12 protein-coding genes are annotated in these 13,191 nt (G+C 72.6%); 9 read left to right on the forward strand and 3 right to left on the reverse strand.

The annotated features are described in order from the left end of the window. Window positions 1–9: 9 nt before the first annotated feature. The 6 genes from BTM25_RS06980 (at window position 10) to BTM25_RS07005 (ending at window position 7,205) form a co-directional block, all read left to right on the forward strand. A complete protein-coding gene (locus BTM25_RS06980; protein WP_103562808.1) occupies window positions 10–1,755 on the forward strand; it encodes an LpqB family beta-propeller domain-containing protein in 1,746 nt (581 codons plus the stop codon). A 264-nt stretch (window positions 1,756–2,019) separates the two neighbouring features. Then, window positions 2,020–2,385 (forward strand): VOC family protein, encoded by a 366-nt coding sequence (locus tag BTM25_RS06985; protein ID WP_103561878.1) that lies wholly within the window; start codon window positions 2,020–2,022, stop codon window positions 2,383–2,385. 595 nt (window positions 2,386–2,980) lie between these two features. Beyond that, window positions 2,981–3,286 (forward strand): ComF family protein, encoded by a 306-nt coding sequence (locus BTM25_RS29530; protein ID WP_168212033.1) that lies wholly within the window; start codon window positions 2,981–2,983, stop codon window positions 3,284–3,286. A gap of 708 nt (window positions 3,287–3,994) precedes the next feature. Then, the gene (locus tag BTM25_RS06995; RefSeq protein ID WP_103561880.1) at window positions 3,995–4,903 is read left to right on the forward strand and encodes an alkaline phosphatase family protein; all 909 of its coding nucleotides are present in this window, start codon (window positions 3,995–3,997) and stop codon (window positions 4,901–4,903) included. A gap of 83 nt (window positions 4,904–4,986) precedes the next feature. After that, entirely contained in the window at window positions 4,987–6,228 is a 1,242-nt protein-coding gene (locus tag BTM25_RS07000) for an MFS transporter (protein ID WP_205647981.1), read from the forward strand. Next, complete coding sequence (locus BTM25_RS07005) at window positions 6,225–7,205, forward strand: TolB family protein (protein ID WP_103561881.1); 981 nt, start codon at window positions 6,225–6,227, stop codon at window positions 7,203–7,205. The genes BTM25_RS07000 and BTM25_RS07005 overlap by 4 nt, the downstream gene beginning before the upstream one ends. A gap of 4 nt (window positions 7,206–7,209) precedes the next feature. On the opposite strand, the gene BTM25_RS07010 is transcribed toward BTM25_RS07005, so the two are convergent. Continuing rightward, window positions 7,210–8,118: a phosphotransferase gene (locus tag BTM25_RS07010; RefSeq protein WP_235828275.1), complete on the reverse strand. Its 909-nt coding sequence runs from the start codon at window positions 8,116–8,118 to the stop codon at window positions 7,210–7,212. Between the two features lie 57 nt (window positions 8,119–8,175). Further along, a complete protein-coding gene (locus BTM25_RS07015; protein WP_103561883.1) occupies window positions 8,176–8,805 on the reverse strand; it encodes an HNH endonuclease family protein in 630 nt (209 codons plus the stop codon). A gap of 974 nt (window positions 8,806–9,779) precedes the next feature. On the opposite strand from BTM25_RS07015, the gene hpf reads away from it, so the two are divergent. From hpf to BTM25_RS07030, 3 genes are all read left to right on the forward strand, one after another. Next, window positions 9,780–10,493, forward strand: coding sequence for a ribosome hibernation-promoting factor, HPF/YfiA family (hpf, locus tag BTM25_RS07020; protein ID WP_103561884.1), 714 nt, complete (start codon window positions 9,780–9,782; stop codon window positions 10,491–10,493). A 163-nt stretch (window positions 10,494–10,656) separates the two neighbouring features. Next, window positions 10,657–11,442, forward strand: coding sequence for a response regulator (locus tag BTM25_RS07025; RefSeq protein ID WP_235828276.1), 786 nt, complete (start codon window positions 10,657–10,659; stop codon window positions 11,440–11,442). Between the two features lie 57 nt (window positions 11,443–11,499). Further along, the gene (locus BTM25_RS07030; RefSeq protein WP_103561886.1) at window positions 11,500–12,654 is read left to right on the forward strand and encodes a winged helix-turn-helix domain-containing protein; all 1,155 of its coding nucleotides are present in this window, start codon (window positions 11,500–11,502) and stop codon (window positions 12,652–12,654) included. A 77-nt stretch (window positions 12,655–12,731) separates the two neighbouring features. On the opposite strand, the gene BTM25_RS07035 is transcribed toward BTM25_RS07030, so the two are convergent. Next, on the reverse strand, window positions 12,732–13,070 hold the full coding sequence (locus BTM25_RS07035; protein ID WP_103561887.1) for a hypothetical protein: 339 nt from the start codon (window positions 13,068–13,070) through the stop codon (window positions 12,732–12,734). Window positions 13,071–13,191: the final 121 nt, after the last annotated feature.

Below are 13,191 nucleotides of genomic sequence, written 5' to 3' on the forward strand. Positions count from 1 at the left end.
CGGGGGGTCATGGCCGCTTTCGTGCTCGCCGCGTCCCTGACCGGCTGCGCGAGCGTGCCGAGCGGCGGCCGGGTGATCACCGGACGGCCCGCCGAACCCGCCGAGCAGGTGGACGACCCGTACGTCCGGCTGATTCCGGTCAGTCCCCGGCCCGAGTGGGATCCGGCGCAGCTCGTCGCGGGGTTCCTCGCCGCTTCCGCGAGCTTCGACGACGGCCACAAGGTCGCCCGCCGGTACCTGACCGGCACCGCCGGGGGCTGGAACCCGGGTGCGCGTCCACCGGTCCTCGTGTTCGCCGACCGGCCCCGGCTGGAGATCACCGAGCAGAACGCGACGCGCGCGACCGTCCGGGCGTCGGGGGACCGGCTCGGCTCCATCGGCGCGGACGGCCAGTACATCTCCGACCCCAAGCCCGTCGATGTCACGTTCGCCGTCACGCGGGCCGCGGCGGGCGACCCGTGGCGGATCGGCGGGCTGCCGCCGGAGGCCCGGGGCGGCCTGATCCTGACCAAGAGCGACGTGGACCGGGCGTACCGGACCGTCAACCTGTACTTTTTCGCGCCGGACGGGGGCACGCTCGTCCCGAACGGGATCTTCCTGCCGCTGGTGAACCGGCGCGATCTGCCCGGACAGCTCGTCCGAGCGCTGCTGGACGGGCAGACGTCCTGGCTGGGATCGGCGGTGGAGTCGGCGTTCCCGTCGGGGACACGGCTGCGGGACGTCCATGTCGAGGACGACACCGCCGTGGTGGATCTGAGCCCGCAGGCCCGGTCCGGTGATGTGGAACGGATGTCGGCGCAACTGTCGTGGACGCTGCGGCAGTTGTCGGAGATCAGCCGGTGGAAGCTGGAGATCGGCGGGGACACGGTCGCTTCGCGCGGGTACGGCGCCGTCCAGCCGGTACGGGCCTGGGACGGCAACGCTCCCGACGGCCCGGCCCTGCCTGATCAGCCCGCGTACGTCCTCGGCTCGTCGGGACGGCTCAGCAGGCTCACCGGCGACCAGCCGCAGCCCGTCCTGCCGGTCGGGGGACCGCTCGTACGGCCGACCGTCGCGCCGGACTACCGGCAGGTGGCGGGCCTGAGCCCGTCCGGCGACCGCATCCTGCTGCGGGACCTCGTATCCGGAACAACGTTCCGCACCGTCCTGTCCCGGCACAGCGCGGGCACCCACTTCACGGCCCCCGCGTTCGACCGCGACGGCGCCCTGTGGACGGTCGAGACCAAGAAGGACCACTCGTGGCTGTGGGTCGTGCCGCGCGGCGGCCCGGCGTTCCGCGTCACGGACTGGGGCCTCGCCGACCGCGAGGTGAAGGCGTTCCGGCTGGCCCGCGACGGCGTCCGGGCGGCCGTGGTCGTCACCGTGGACGGCCACGCGCAGGTACAGCTCGGCCGTATCGTGCGCGATCGGTCGTCCGGCCTGGAGGCGGGCGCGTTCCTGCCGGTCAGCTCCGAACTGGTGGACGCGATCGATCTGTCCTGGCGGGACTACGCGACGCTGGCCGTGCTGGGCCGTAAGGGCAACGACACGCGCGTCCTGCCCTATCTGATCCCGGTGAACGGCGGCGGGATCAGCTCTCTGGGTGTGGGCGCCCTGGGCAATCCGACGTCGATCGCGGCAGCTCCGGGCGCCCCGGTCCTGATCGGTACCAAGGACGGCGGCCCCGGGCGCGTCTGCCGCCAGCGCGCGCCCCGCGACACCATCAGCGAATGGACATGCCCGGTCCCGGGCTCCGACCCCACGTACGCCCGCTGATCGTTCCCCCTCGGCCCGCCGCCCGCGTACCAGCAGCGCCGGCCCCGCGCTGAACAGCCGAGTCTTTCGTCTGCCCGCTGACCTCCGCCGCCGCTGCGGGTCCCGTACGCCTGTGATCTCCCGTCACCGCTCCGTCTGCGGTCTTCTGCACCGGCGGTGACGGCCGCGCTGGACGGCCCCGGATCTTTCGTCCCGGCTGACGGCCACCCGCGGCGGACTCAGGCCGCGGCATGGCCTGTCGTACCCGGCCTCTACCGTGCGGTTATGTTCCTCGGCCTGCGCACGATCATCTATCCCGTCCGCGACCTTCCCGCCGCGCGCCGCTGGTGGTCGGAGATTCTGGGATCGGCTCCCTACTTCGACGAGCCGTTCTACGTTGGCTTCAACGTCGGCGGCTACGAGCTGGCACTCGACCCGAAAGGCCACGCGGAGAGCGGCGCGGCCCCCGTCACGTACTGGGGAGTCGAGGACGTCGACCACGCGGTCACACGGCTGACGAGCTCCGGCGCGACCGTCCACACGCCCGTCACGGATCATGGCGGCGGAATCCGCACGGCAGTCGTCGTGACCCCCGACGAAAGCCTACTGGGCGTGATCGAGAACCCCCACTTCCCGGACTCGCCCGCCTGATCGGCCGAAAGTTGTCCACAGCTTGTGGACAGGGTGGCGGCGAAGCCGACAAGCGGACGATGCTCGCCCCATGAGCTTCCTCCACGACCTGCTGGACCTGATCGTCCCCGAGACGTGCGCAGGCTGCGGCCGCGATGGCGCCGCACTGTGCAGAATCTGCGCCGTCCCCCTGACTCTGGACCCGCGCCCGGCCCCACTGCCCGTCCGCCCGTCCGGTGTGCGCTGCTGGACGGTGGCGGACTACGCGGGAACCGTCCGCAAGGTGATCAACGCACACAAGGAGCAGGGCCGAACTCCCCTGACCCGCCCCTTGGCAGAAGCCCTGACGCGCGCCCTGCGAGCAGCCCAGCCCCCGCCCGCCACCCCCGGCGAGGCATCCCCGCCAACCCTCACCCAGGAACTCTCAGCGCCGCTACCTCGCCAGACCGCGAACAGCTCGCCGAGAGGAATCGTCCCCAAGCCCTCAACACCGCGCACACGAGGGACGACAAGTCCGCAGCACGCCTCACCCAGCGCGCCGGCCGGACCGGATCGCATCCACGTCGTCCCGATACCGTCCGCCCGAAGGGCCGTCCGCCGACGCGGTGACGACCCCATGCTCAACATCACCCGCACAGCCGTCCGAACCCTGACGAACGAGGGACTCGCATTCGTCCTAACGACCGCGCTGAAGCAGGCGCGCCCCGTGGCCGACCAAGCCGCACTCACGCGCACCGAACGCATAGCCAACTTGAAAGGCGCCCTAGCCGCCACCCGCCCCCTCGACGGCGCTCGCGTCATCGTCGTAGACGACATCGTCACAACGGGCGCCACGCTCACCGAAGCCGTCCGCACCCTCCGCCGCGCAGGCGCTCACGTCCTAGCGGCAGCAACGATCGCAGCGACAACACGAACAACCTGACCAACTCCGACCACCACCCACCCGCACCGCACGCCGTGCTGGCCGCACGTCGCGCCTTTGAGCGCGCTGCGCTCACCCGCGTTGTGGTGCCGCACCCCGCATGCCGGGCCTACGTCGCGCTCGTCCCACAGCCGCGCCGATCCCCGCATGCCGCGCTCCCTGCGCCATCGCGCTAGCCCGTGCGTCGCGCTCCCCGCGTCGCGCTCCCTGCGCCGTCGCGTTCGCCTGTGCGTCGCGTTCGCCTGTGCGTCGCGTTCGCCTGTGCGTCGCGTTCGCCCGTGCGCCGTGCTCGCCCGTGCGCCGTTCTCCCTGCGCTGACGTGATCATTGTGTGCTTCGTGTTTTGGCGTGGCGGGCCGCGCCCCGGCGTGCGCTGGGCTGAATCCGCGTGTTGCGGTGTGTCCCAGGCGCGGCGCACGCCGCGCGTGTCCTGCGTGCGGCGGGGGGCGTGCGCGCGTTGCTCGGTGCGGTGGGGATTGAGGCTGGAGTGTGGCTGGATGGGGGCTGGAGGGTTGCTGGATAGTCGCTGGATGGTTTGAGGGGGTCTGCTGGGCAGTTAGGGAGGTGTGGCGGGGATGGTCAGAGGGTGGTTGGGTTCACCTGGCGTTGGTCGTTGGGACGTCCAGTGGTCGTGGATCGGCGGGAACGCGGTGGCATCTTCGCGTGGCCGGGCCGTCCAGTCCGGCGTGCAGTCACGCAGGAGGCCGCAGTGTCCGATCCTTCCGCCGCGCTCCGTTCGTTCCGTGTTCCCCGGCGCAGGGCCGTCGTCATCGTCGCCCTGGTCGCCGTCGCCGCCCTCGTGTCCGCGCTCGCCGCGCAGGGCGAGCGGCACCGGGCCTACGCCGCGACCATCCCGACGCCCGACCACGTCGTGGTGGCCGTCTTCGAGAACCACGCGTACTCGCAGGTCATCGGCAGTTCCAGTGCCCCGTACATCAACTCGCTCGCCACCGGAGGCGCAAACCTCACCAACTTCTTCGCCGAGACGCACCCGAGCGAGCCGAACTACTTCGCGATGTTCTCGGGCAGCACCCAGGGCATCACCGACGACGCCTGCCCGCCGCCCGGGTCGCCGTACAACAAGCCGAACCTCGGCGCCGAGGTCATCGCGGCCGGCCGGACGTGGGGGAGCTACAACGAGGGCCTGCCGTCGCAGGGCTCCACGACGTGCTCCAACAGCGCGGGCAAGTACGCGCGCAAGCACAACCCGTGGTTCTCGTTCAGCAACGTCCCGGCGTCCACGGGCTACACGTTCAACCAGTGGCCCACGGACTACACCAAGCTGCCGACCGTGTCGTTCGTCGTCCCGAACCTGTGCAACGACATGCACGACTGCTCGGTGAACACCGGCGACACGTGGCTGAAGAACAAGCTCGACGGCTACGCCCAGTGGGCCAAGACCCACAACAGCGTCCTCATCGTCACGTTCGACGAGGACGACCGCTCCGCCGGGAACAAGATCGCGACCGTGCTCTACGGCGCGCACGTCCGTCCCGGCGCGACCGACGGCACCCAGTTCAACCACTACAACCTGCTGCGCACCATCGAGGACATGTACGGCACCACCCACGCGGGCAACGCGGGGTCGGCCACGCCCATCACGTCGATCTGGCAGTGACGGATCGCTGACGGCTCGATGAAAGGACCGTTCCCCGGGGCCGTTGCGCTCCGGGGAGCGGTCGCGCGGCGAGGAGGTCCGTGGTGTATCTGTCGGCAGGCCGCGTCGCGGACGCGGCGGGCGGAGTGCAGCGGCGCGGCGCGCTGCGCTCGGTCGCGAGGAACATCGCGCCGAACGTGGTGGCGCTCGGCGCGGTCAGTCTGATCACCGACGTGTCGTCAGAGATGGTGACGGCCGTCCTTCCCCTCTACTTGGTGGCGGGCCTCGGCTTGTCGCCGCTGGCCTTCGGCTTCCTGGACGGCCTGTACGGCGGCGCGTCGGCGTTCGTCCGGCTCGTCGGCGGGCACCTGGCCGACCGCAGGACGGGCCACAAGGCCGTCGCCGGCTTCGGCTACACGCTGTCCGCGCTGGTCAAGCCGGTGTTCCTGGTCGCGACGTCCGTCCCCGGCATCGGCGCGGCGCTGGTCGCGGACCGGGTGGGCAAGGGCGTCCGGACGGCGCCCCGCGACGCCCTGATCTCCCTGTCCAGCCCTCCGGACGCGCAGGGCCGCGCGTTCGGCGTCCACCGCGCGATGGACACGGCCGGGGCGCTGCTCGGCCCGCTCGTCGCGTTCGGCGTGCTGAGCGCCGCGAGCCAGCGCTACGACCCGGTGTTCATGGTGAGCTTCTGCTTCGCGGTGCTGGGCGTGGTGGTGCTCGCGCTGTTCGTCCAGGACCGGAAGGGCACCGCGACGGCGTCGGTCCGCGCGACGCTGGCGGTGCTGCGCCGTCCCGCGTTCGCCCGGGTGTGCGCCGCCGCGCTGCTGCTCGCCGCGACGACCGTCAGCGACGCGTTCGTGTACCTGCTGCTGCAGAAGACGGCGGACGTGCCCATCCGGTACTTCCCGCTGCTGCCCGTCGGGACGGCCGCGTCGTATCTGCTGCTGGCCGTCCCGCTCGGCATCGCCGCCGACCGCCTGGGCCGCCGCCGGGTGTTCCTCGCCGGGCACGCGGTCCTGCTGCTGGTGTACGCGCTGCTGCTGGCGCCGCTGGACGGGACGGTCCTCCTCGTCGCGTCCCTGGCCCTGCACGGCGCGTTCTACGCCGCGACCGACGGCGTCCTGATGGCGCTGGCCGGCCCGATGCTCCCCGCCGGCACCCGCGCGGGCGGCCTCGCGGTGCTCCAGACGGGCCAGGCCACGGCCGCGCTCGGCTGTTCGGTGGCGTTCGGCGCCGCCTGGACCTGGTGGGGTCCGCACACCGCCCTGCTCGCGGCGTCCGGGGCGCTGGCCGTCGCGGGCCTCGCCGCGTTCGCCCTGCTCACGACCCGAAAGGCGACCGCATGACCCTCCGCACCAGGTTGCTGATCGTCGCCGCCTGCGCCCTCGTGCTCGGCCTCGCGGCGACGCTGTTCACGCTGCGCGCGGGAAGCAGCGCCGCCAACGCCGGACGGGGCGAACAGTTCACGCTCGGCACGCCGGGCCGGATCGTCTTCCGCGACATGCGGATGGGTCCGGGCAAGGACCATCTCGCGTCCGTCGCCGCCGCCGACCCGGGCGGGCCCCGCACCGTCAGCGGCCTGGTGTGCGCCCGCTTCCACGCGGCGTCCGGGACGGGCCTGTGCCTGCGCGACGTCCCGGGCCTCGCGCCGGGCTACGACGCCGTCGTCGTGGACGCCCGGCTCCGCCCGCAGCGCCACGTCAAGGGCACGGGCGTGCCGTCCCGCACGCGGGTGTCGCCGAGCGGGCGCATGGCCGCCTGGACGGTCTTCGTCAGCGGAGACAACTACGGCGGAATGAACTTCTCCACCCGGACGAGCATCCTCGACACCCGGACGGGGCACCTGATCCCGTCTTTGGAGAGCTTCACTGTCTACAAGGACGGCACCCGCTACCAGGCCGCCGACACCAACTTCTGGGGCGTCACCTTCAAAGACGACACCCACTTCTACGCGACCCTGGCCACCCACGGGAAGACGTACCTCATCGCGGGCGATACGACCCGCCGCGAAGTGACGACCCTGCATGCGAACGTCGAGTGTCCGTCCCTGTCGCCGGACGGCACGGCGATCGTCTACAAGAAGCGCGTCCGGGACGCGTCCACCGGCCGCCCCTGGCACCTCTACCGCCTGGACCTGGCGACCCAGCGCGAGACGCCGCTGGCCGAGTCGCGCAACGTGGACGACCAGGCGCTCTGGATCGACGCGACGCACGTCGCCTACTCCCTCCCCGGCGACTACGGCTCCGATCTGTGGACCGTCCCCGCGGACGGCACCGGCGCCCCGAGGAAACTTTTGCAAGCCGCTCTGAACGCCGTCTTCTGACCGGTCAGGAGACGCACCGCCGCAGGCCGGCCAGGGACTCGTCGCGCAGGCGGGCGCGGCCGGTCGCGGCGGCGTACTCGGCCAGCGTCGAGCAGAGGAACGCGGCGGCCACGCGGGCGCGCAGCTCGGTGGCAGGGGAGACGGGACCGTACGCGGCTAGCAGGGCGTCCCGGGCCGCGCCCTGGAAGCCCGCGTAGGCGAGCGACAGGTCCACCGCCGGGTCCGCGCGGCACAGGTCGCCCCAGTCGATGACGCCGGCGGCACGTCCGTCCGGCCCGACGAGCAGGTGCCGCACGTGCAGGTCGCCGTGGGCCACGACGAGCCGGGCGCCGGACGGCCCGGACCGCGCCCCGGCCGCGAGCAGTTCGGCCACCGCCGCGTCGGGCTCGTAGAGGCCGCGCGCGACGAGCCCGTCCAGCTTCTCCCGCGCCATCGGCGCGCGCACCGACGGGTCGCCGCGCCGGAACGGGTCGACGGGCAGCCGCGCCCCGAGCGAAGCGGCGAGGTCCGGCGCGTGCAGTGCCCGCAGGAAGGCGCCCAGCGCGGCGGCGGCGGACGTCCGGAGCGCGTCAGGCAGCCCGCTCTCGGCCAGCTCGCGCCCCGGGAGCAGCCGCGCGCCCCAGAACGGCCACGGGAAGGCGTCGGACGGCCGGCCGACGATCTCCGGCACCGGTACGGGCAGCGGCAGCGCGGCGGAGAGCCCGGGCAGCAGGGCGATCTCGCGCTCCACGCCCGGAACCGCGATCCGGCGGCGCGGGAACCGCAGCACCCACGTCCCGTCGGCCAGGAAGACGGTGTTGTCCCAGCCGGTCGCGAGCGGGGCGACGTGCGCGAACCGGCCGCCGAACAGCTCGGCCGCCGAGGCCGCCGAGACGTCGATCTCGGGGTCCCATTCCGGACGGGCGTCGTCCATGGGCATCACGGTAGCCCGCCGTCCCGTCCATGGCGCGGGCGGGACGGCGGGCGAGGCTCAGCAGGTCGCGAGCATCGAGGTCAGGGCGCTCTTCTCGGCGCTGTCGACGGTCAGGCCGTAGTACCACTTCACCTGGATCCAGGCGCGGGCGTAGGTGCAGCGGAACGACGCGACGGACGGCTGCCACTCGGCCGGGTCCTTGTCGCTCTTGGCCTGGTTGACGCTGTCGGTGACCGCCCACAGCTCGGGTCCGCCGAGGTCGTTGGCGTACGCCTGGCGCTGCGCGGTCGTCCAGGCCCACGCGCCCGAGCCCCAGGCCTCGGCGAGCGGCACCATGTGGTCGATGTCGAGGTCGGACGCCGCGTGCCACGTGGCGCCGTCATAGGGCGAGTACCAGGTGCCGGACACGGCGGCACAGGACGAGTCGGTGACGACGTTCGTCCCGTCGCGCTTGAGGACCTGCTCGCGGGTGTTGCAGGTCCCGGAGATGGTGATCCAGTGCGGGAAGAGCGAACGGTCGTAGGTGCTGCCGTGCGATTCGGCCGCGACGGTCAGCGCGGCGAGACGCGATGCGGCGATGGACGCGGACGGAATGTTCGGCGGTGTTGCGGACGCGGGTGCCGTGACGGCGGTGACGAGTGCTGCGGCCAGTGGCACGGGCAGGAGGAACGACAGCAGACGGCGCATCGGGGCGTGCCCTTCTGACGCCGTGCCCGCCCGGGGTTCGGGACTCCGCCGGAGGGGGTGCGGGGACGGCGACACCGCGACCGTGGCATTTGCCCCAAAACCGATAAATGGCGCGTTCTGCCCACGCGTGCCGGGCGCCTTGGGCGGAAGCTGCCGGACACCCGTCCCGACCTGCTGCGACACGCCGCCGCCACGGCCGCGAGCGAGGATGAAGACTCGGCGAACCCCGTGCGGGCGACGTCCGGCCCGGACGCGTCCGCCCGCTGTCACCCCAGGTCGCGCCCCGACCACGCCGTGGTGACAACCTTCACACCCCGGGGCAAGGCCGATCTGTCACCAGACGTAGCGGCCGGGCGGCGCAGACGGGGTATGTGTCCCGGGCGACGGGTCACGCGCGCTCAGCCGGGAGGTAGAGATTTCTCCAACAGCCGAAGCGAGGACGAGCACGTCACGGCCACGGCTCGAAACGCCCGGAGGCCCTGCGCCATAAGGGCCGGACGCTCCGATGCAGGAGCCCGGGAGGGCGGCCGGACGCCGTCGGCGCACCCGCCGATGACCGTCCGTGAGAATTTCGTCCGCCCAACCCTCCTGACATTCACGGCGTAAGGGGTTAGCGTTCCAGACATGGCACCCGCCCGGGTCCGTGGTTGCGTCGGATCGCAGTGCTCCTCGGGAGCGCGACAGCCGGTCCGGCTAGCCGATGCCAGGCGCAGGCGAAACGGCCCACGTAAGGCGACTTCTCGTCGACCGATCACGGTGCGCCTTAGAGGTAAGTCCTGCCCCGTCGGGGGATCCGACATCCCCCGCAGCGGGAGAAGGGCAGTAGTGGCGAAAGCGCCGCGAACCCCTCCGCAGGCGGATGTGGGGACGAAGACCAGGTCGGCCGGGCGGGTGCGATCCACCGAGCCAAGGCGTCCCCCCGGTGGTGCGACCCCCGGGGGGACCGGGCACCGCAAGCGACAGAAGGGGGACCCGTGGACATCGTCGTCAGGGGTCGTCACACCGAAGTCGACAACCGGTTCCGCACGCACGTCGACGGCAAGCTGACCAGGATCGAACGTCTCGATCACAAGGTCATGCGCGTGGACGTGGAGGTGTCGGAGGACTCCAGCCTACGCGTCCCGGAGGAACGGGAACGCGTGGAGCTGACGGTCCGCTCCAAGGGACCGGTGGTGCGCGCCGAGGCGTCCGCCGAGGACCGCTACGCCGCGCTCGACCTCGCCCTGGACAAACTGGAGGGACGGCTCCGCCGCGACGCCGAGCGCCGGAAAGCCCACCACGGCCGCGCGCGCGGCCGGGTCGCCGCCCGCCGGTCGGCCGCCGACGTGGACCTGCCGGGAGCGCTCCAGCCCGGCGGCGGCGCGGGCGGCATCGCCGCGACGATGATCGCGCCGGTGGACGAGGGCGACGCGGCCCTCGCCGACGGCGGCAGGCCGAACGCGGCCACCGCCGGATCGGTCCCCGGCGAGGAACATCTCGTACCGTTCGAGATGGACGGCGACGGGCCGGTCGTCGTACGCGAGAAGGCGCACACCGCCGAGCCGATGTGCATCGAGCAGGCCGTCACCGAGATGGAGCTGGTGGGCCATGACTTCTTCCTGTTCCGCGACCGCGACTCCGGACGTCCTTCGGTCGTCTACCGCCGCCGGGGCTGGGATTACGGCGTCATCCGCCTTGTCGAAGAGTGATGCGGCACTCGCGTCCCGTCACCGCCCGAACCGTGTCATGATCTAGAAAAGGCGTTCTCCGCAGGGCCGTGGACGCGGCGGTCCGGGGCCGGGGAGGGCGGGCGGTGCCCGCCGCCCGCGCCCGGCCCCCCGCCGCTCCCCGCCTCCCCGCGACCACGAGCAGATGAAGGGGGGAAGCGGCGTCTCCTCCAGCGCCGCGACTCAGGTGAGCGAAGAAGCCGAGGCTCGCGGCCGAACGGCGGTTCCACGGCCGTCCGCGCCCCGGACGGCGCCCGAGACCGCCCGCGACCCGATCCGCGTGCTGATCGTGGACGACCACGCGCTGTTCCGGCGCGGCCTGGAGATGGTCCTGCGGGACGAACCCGACATCGACGTCGTCGGCGAGGGCGGGGACGGCCACGAGGCGGTCGAGATGGCGGGCGACCTCACGCCCGACATCGTCCTGATGGACGTCCGGATGCCCCGCCGCAGCGGCATCGAGGCGTGCACCGCGATCAAGGACGTCGCGCCCAGCGCCAAGATCGTCATGCTGACCATCAGCGACGAGGAGGAAGACCTCTTCGAGGCGCTGAAGGCCGGGGCGAGCGGCTACCTGCTCAAGGAGATCTCGATCGACGAGGTCCCGCAGGCCGTTCGCGCCGTCCACGGCGGGCAGTCGCTGATCAGCCCGTCGATGGCGTCCAAGCTGATCACCGAGTTCGCCGCGCTGGCCAAGCGCAGCGAGGAGCGCGCCCAGCAGGTCCCCGCGCCCCGGCTGACCGACCGGGAGATGGAGGTGCTGCGCCTGGTCGCGCGCGGCCTCGGCAACCGTGAGATCGCCCGGGAGCTGTTCATCTCCGAGAACACCGTGAAGAACCACGTCCGCAACATCCTGGAGAAGCTCCAGCTCCACTCCCGGATGGAAGCGGTCGTCTACGCAGTGCGCGAGAAGCTGCTGGAGATCACCTGACCCGGGTCGGCGGCCGGAGGGCTCGGATTGTCGGTGGCGCGACGTAGCATCGCGCCCGTGGCCGTTGCTCTCCCCGAACCCGAGACCGAGCTGACCGCGTCCGAGGCGCGTCGGCTGCAGTTGCGCGCGCAGGGGCTGCTGGGCGCGGACGGGCGGCGCGGCGGCGTCCCGGCCGTGCTGGACCGGCTCGGCGCCGTCCAGCTCGACACGATCTCGGTGCTGGCGCGCTCACACGAGCTGGTGCCGTACGCGCGGCTCGGCGCGGTGGGCCGCGACGTCGTCGAGGACGCCTACTGGGGCGGCGGCCGGACGTTCGAGTACTGGGCGCACGCCGCGTCGATCCTTCCGGTCGCCGACTGGCCGCACTTCGCGTTCCGGCGGCGCGCGTACCGGGCGCGGGGGCAGCGCTGGCACCGGGTCGACAAGGCCGTGCTGGACGAGGTCCGCGTCCGGCTCGCCGCCGAGGGCCCGCTCACCACGCGCGAGCTGGGCGGTGCGAAGGCGGGCGCCGACTGGTGGCAGTGGAGCGACCACAAGATCGCGATCGAGTGGCTGCTGGACACCGGCGAGGCGGTCTGCGTGGAACGGCGCGGCTGGCGGCGCGTCTACGACCTGGCCGAACGCGCGATCCCCGCCGAGCTGCTGGCCGACGACCCCGACGACGACGCGTGCCTCACCCGGCTCGTCGGGCATGCGGGGCGGGCGCTCGGCGTCGCGACCCGCGCGGACCTCGCCGACTACTACCGCGTCCGGGGCGAGCAGGTGACGCGGGTGATCGAGGCGACCGGGCTCGTCCCGGTGCGCGTCGCGGGCTGGCCGGCGCCCGCCTGGGCCGACCCGGACGCCCTGGCGTCCCCGCCGCGCGGACGGCACGCCACGACGCTGCTGTCGCCGTTCGACTCCCTCGTGTGGGACCGCGCCCGCGCGTCGCGCGTCTTCGGGTTCGACCACCGGCTGGAGGCGTACGTCAAGAAGGCCGACCGCGTCCACGGCTACTTCGTGATGCCGCTGCTGGCGGGCGGGCGGCTGATCGGCCGCGTCGACCCGGCGCGCGAGGGCCGGACGCTGGTGGCGCGCCAGGTCTCGTTCGAGCCGCACGCGGCGACTCCGGCGCGGATCGAGGAATCGCGGGACGCTCTGAACCGGGCGCTGAACGACGCGGCGGCCTGGGTGGGCTGCGACGACGTCCGCATCGAACGCATCGCCGACTGACGGCGGACGGCCCACGGGCGGGAACCCCGGAGGATTCCCGCCCGTTGGAAGGGTGTGCGCGGTCCCGGCGGGACGGCTCAGCCGTGCGGCTGCTGCTGGGTGTCCGTGCGCGTCGGCGCCGAGATCGTCTCGCCCGCCTCGCCGCCGCGCCGCTTGGCGCTTCGCGAGCCGAAGACCGAGTAGTCGACGATCTCGGGGATCACCCGGGGCTTGTCGACCACGACGTCGGAGAAGACGTGGACGAGCCCGGCGGCGGCGATCCCGACGGCCACGATGCCGAGCCCGACGTAGAAGCCGACCCAGAACGGGCCTTGGCACAGGGAGACTCCCCCGGTGACGAAGCCCGCGAAGATGATCGTGACCGCGACCCAGGAACTGGCCCGGCCGGCGTGCGAGCCGGGAGAATCTTCGGACATGGTGCCCCCCTCATCAGGTGCCTCAATACAGCTAACCGCACACCGCCGGGGTCGAACGGCGCCCGGGGTGGATTGCGTCGCAGGGTGACCTAGACCATTCTGGGTCTCGCCTACGATGGCA

Source organism: Actinomadura rubteroloni (assembly GCF_002911665.1).
GTDB lineage: Bacteria > Actinomycetota > Actinomycetes > Streptosporangiales > Streptosporangiaceae > Spirillospora > Spirillospora rubteroloni.

Excerpts from the sequence above, each read along its gene's own strand:
- BTM25_RS06980 (WP_103562808.1), top strand. The coding sequence starts at position 10 with ATGGCCGCTTTCGTGCTCGCCGCGTCCCTGACCGGCTGCGCGAGCGTG.
- BTM25_RS06985 (WP_103561878.1), top strand. The coding sequence starts at position 2,020 with ATGTTCCTCGGCCTGCGCACGATCATCTATCCCGTCCGCGACCTTCCC.
- BTM25_RS29530 (WP_168212033.1), top strand. The coding sequence starts at position 2,981 with ATGCTCAACATCACCCGCACAGCCGTCCGAACCCTGACGAACGAGGGA.
- BTM25_RS07005 (WP_103561881.1), top strand. The coding sequence starts at position 6,225 with ATGACCCTCCGCACCAGGTTGCTGATCGTCGCCGCCTGCGCCCTCGTG.
- BTM25_RS07010 (WP_235828275.1), bottom strand. The coding sequence starts at position 8,118 with ATGGACGACGCCCGTCCGGAATGGGACCCCGAGATCGACGTCTCGGCG.
- BTM25_RS07015 (WP_103561883.1), bottom strand. The coding sequence starts at position 8,805 with ATGCGCCGTCTGCTGTCGTTCCTCCTGCCCGTGCCACTGGCCGCAGCA.
- BTM25_RS07025 (WP_235828276.1), top strand. The coding sequence starts at position 10,657 with ATGAAGGGGGGAAGCGGCGTCTCCTCCAGCGCCGCGACTCAGGTGAGC.
- BTM25_RS07035 (WP_103561887.1), bottom strand. The coding sequence starts at position 13,070 with ATGTCCGAAGATTCTCCCGGCTCGCACGCCGGCCGGGCCAGTTCCTGG.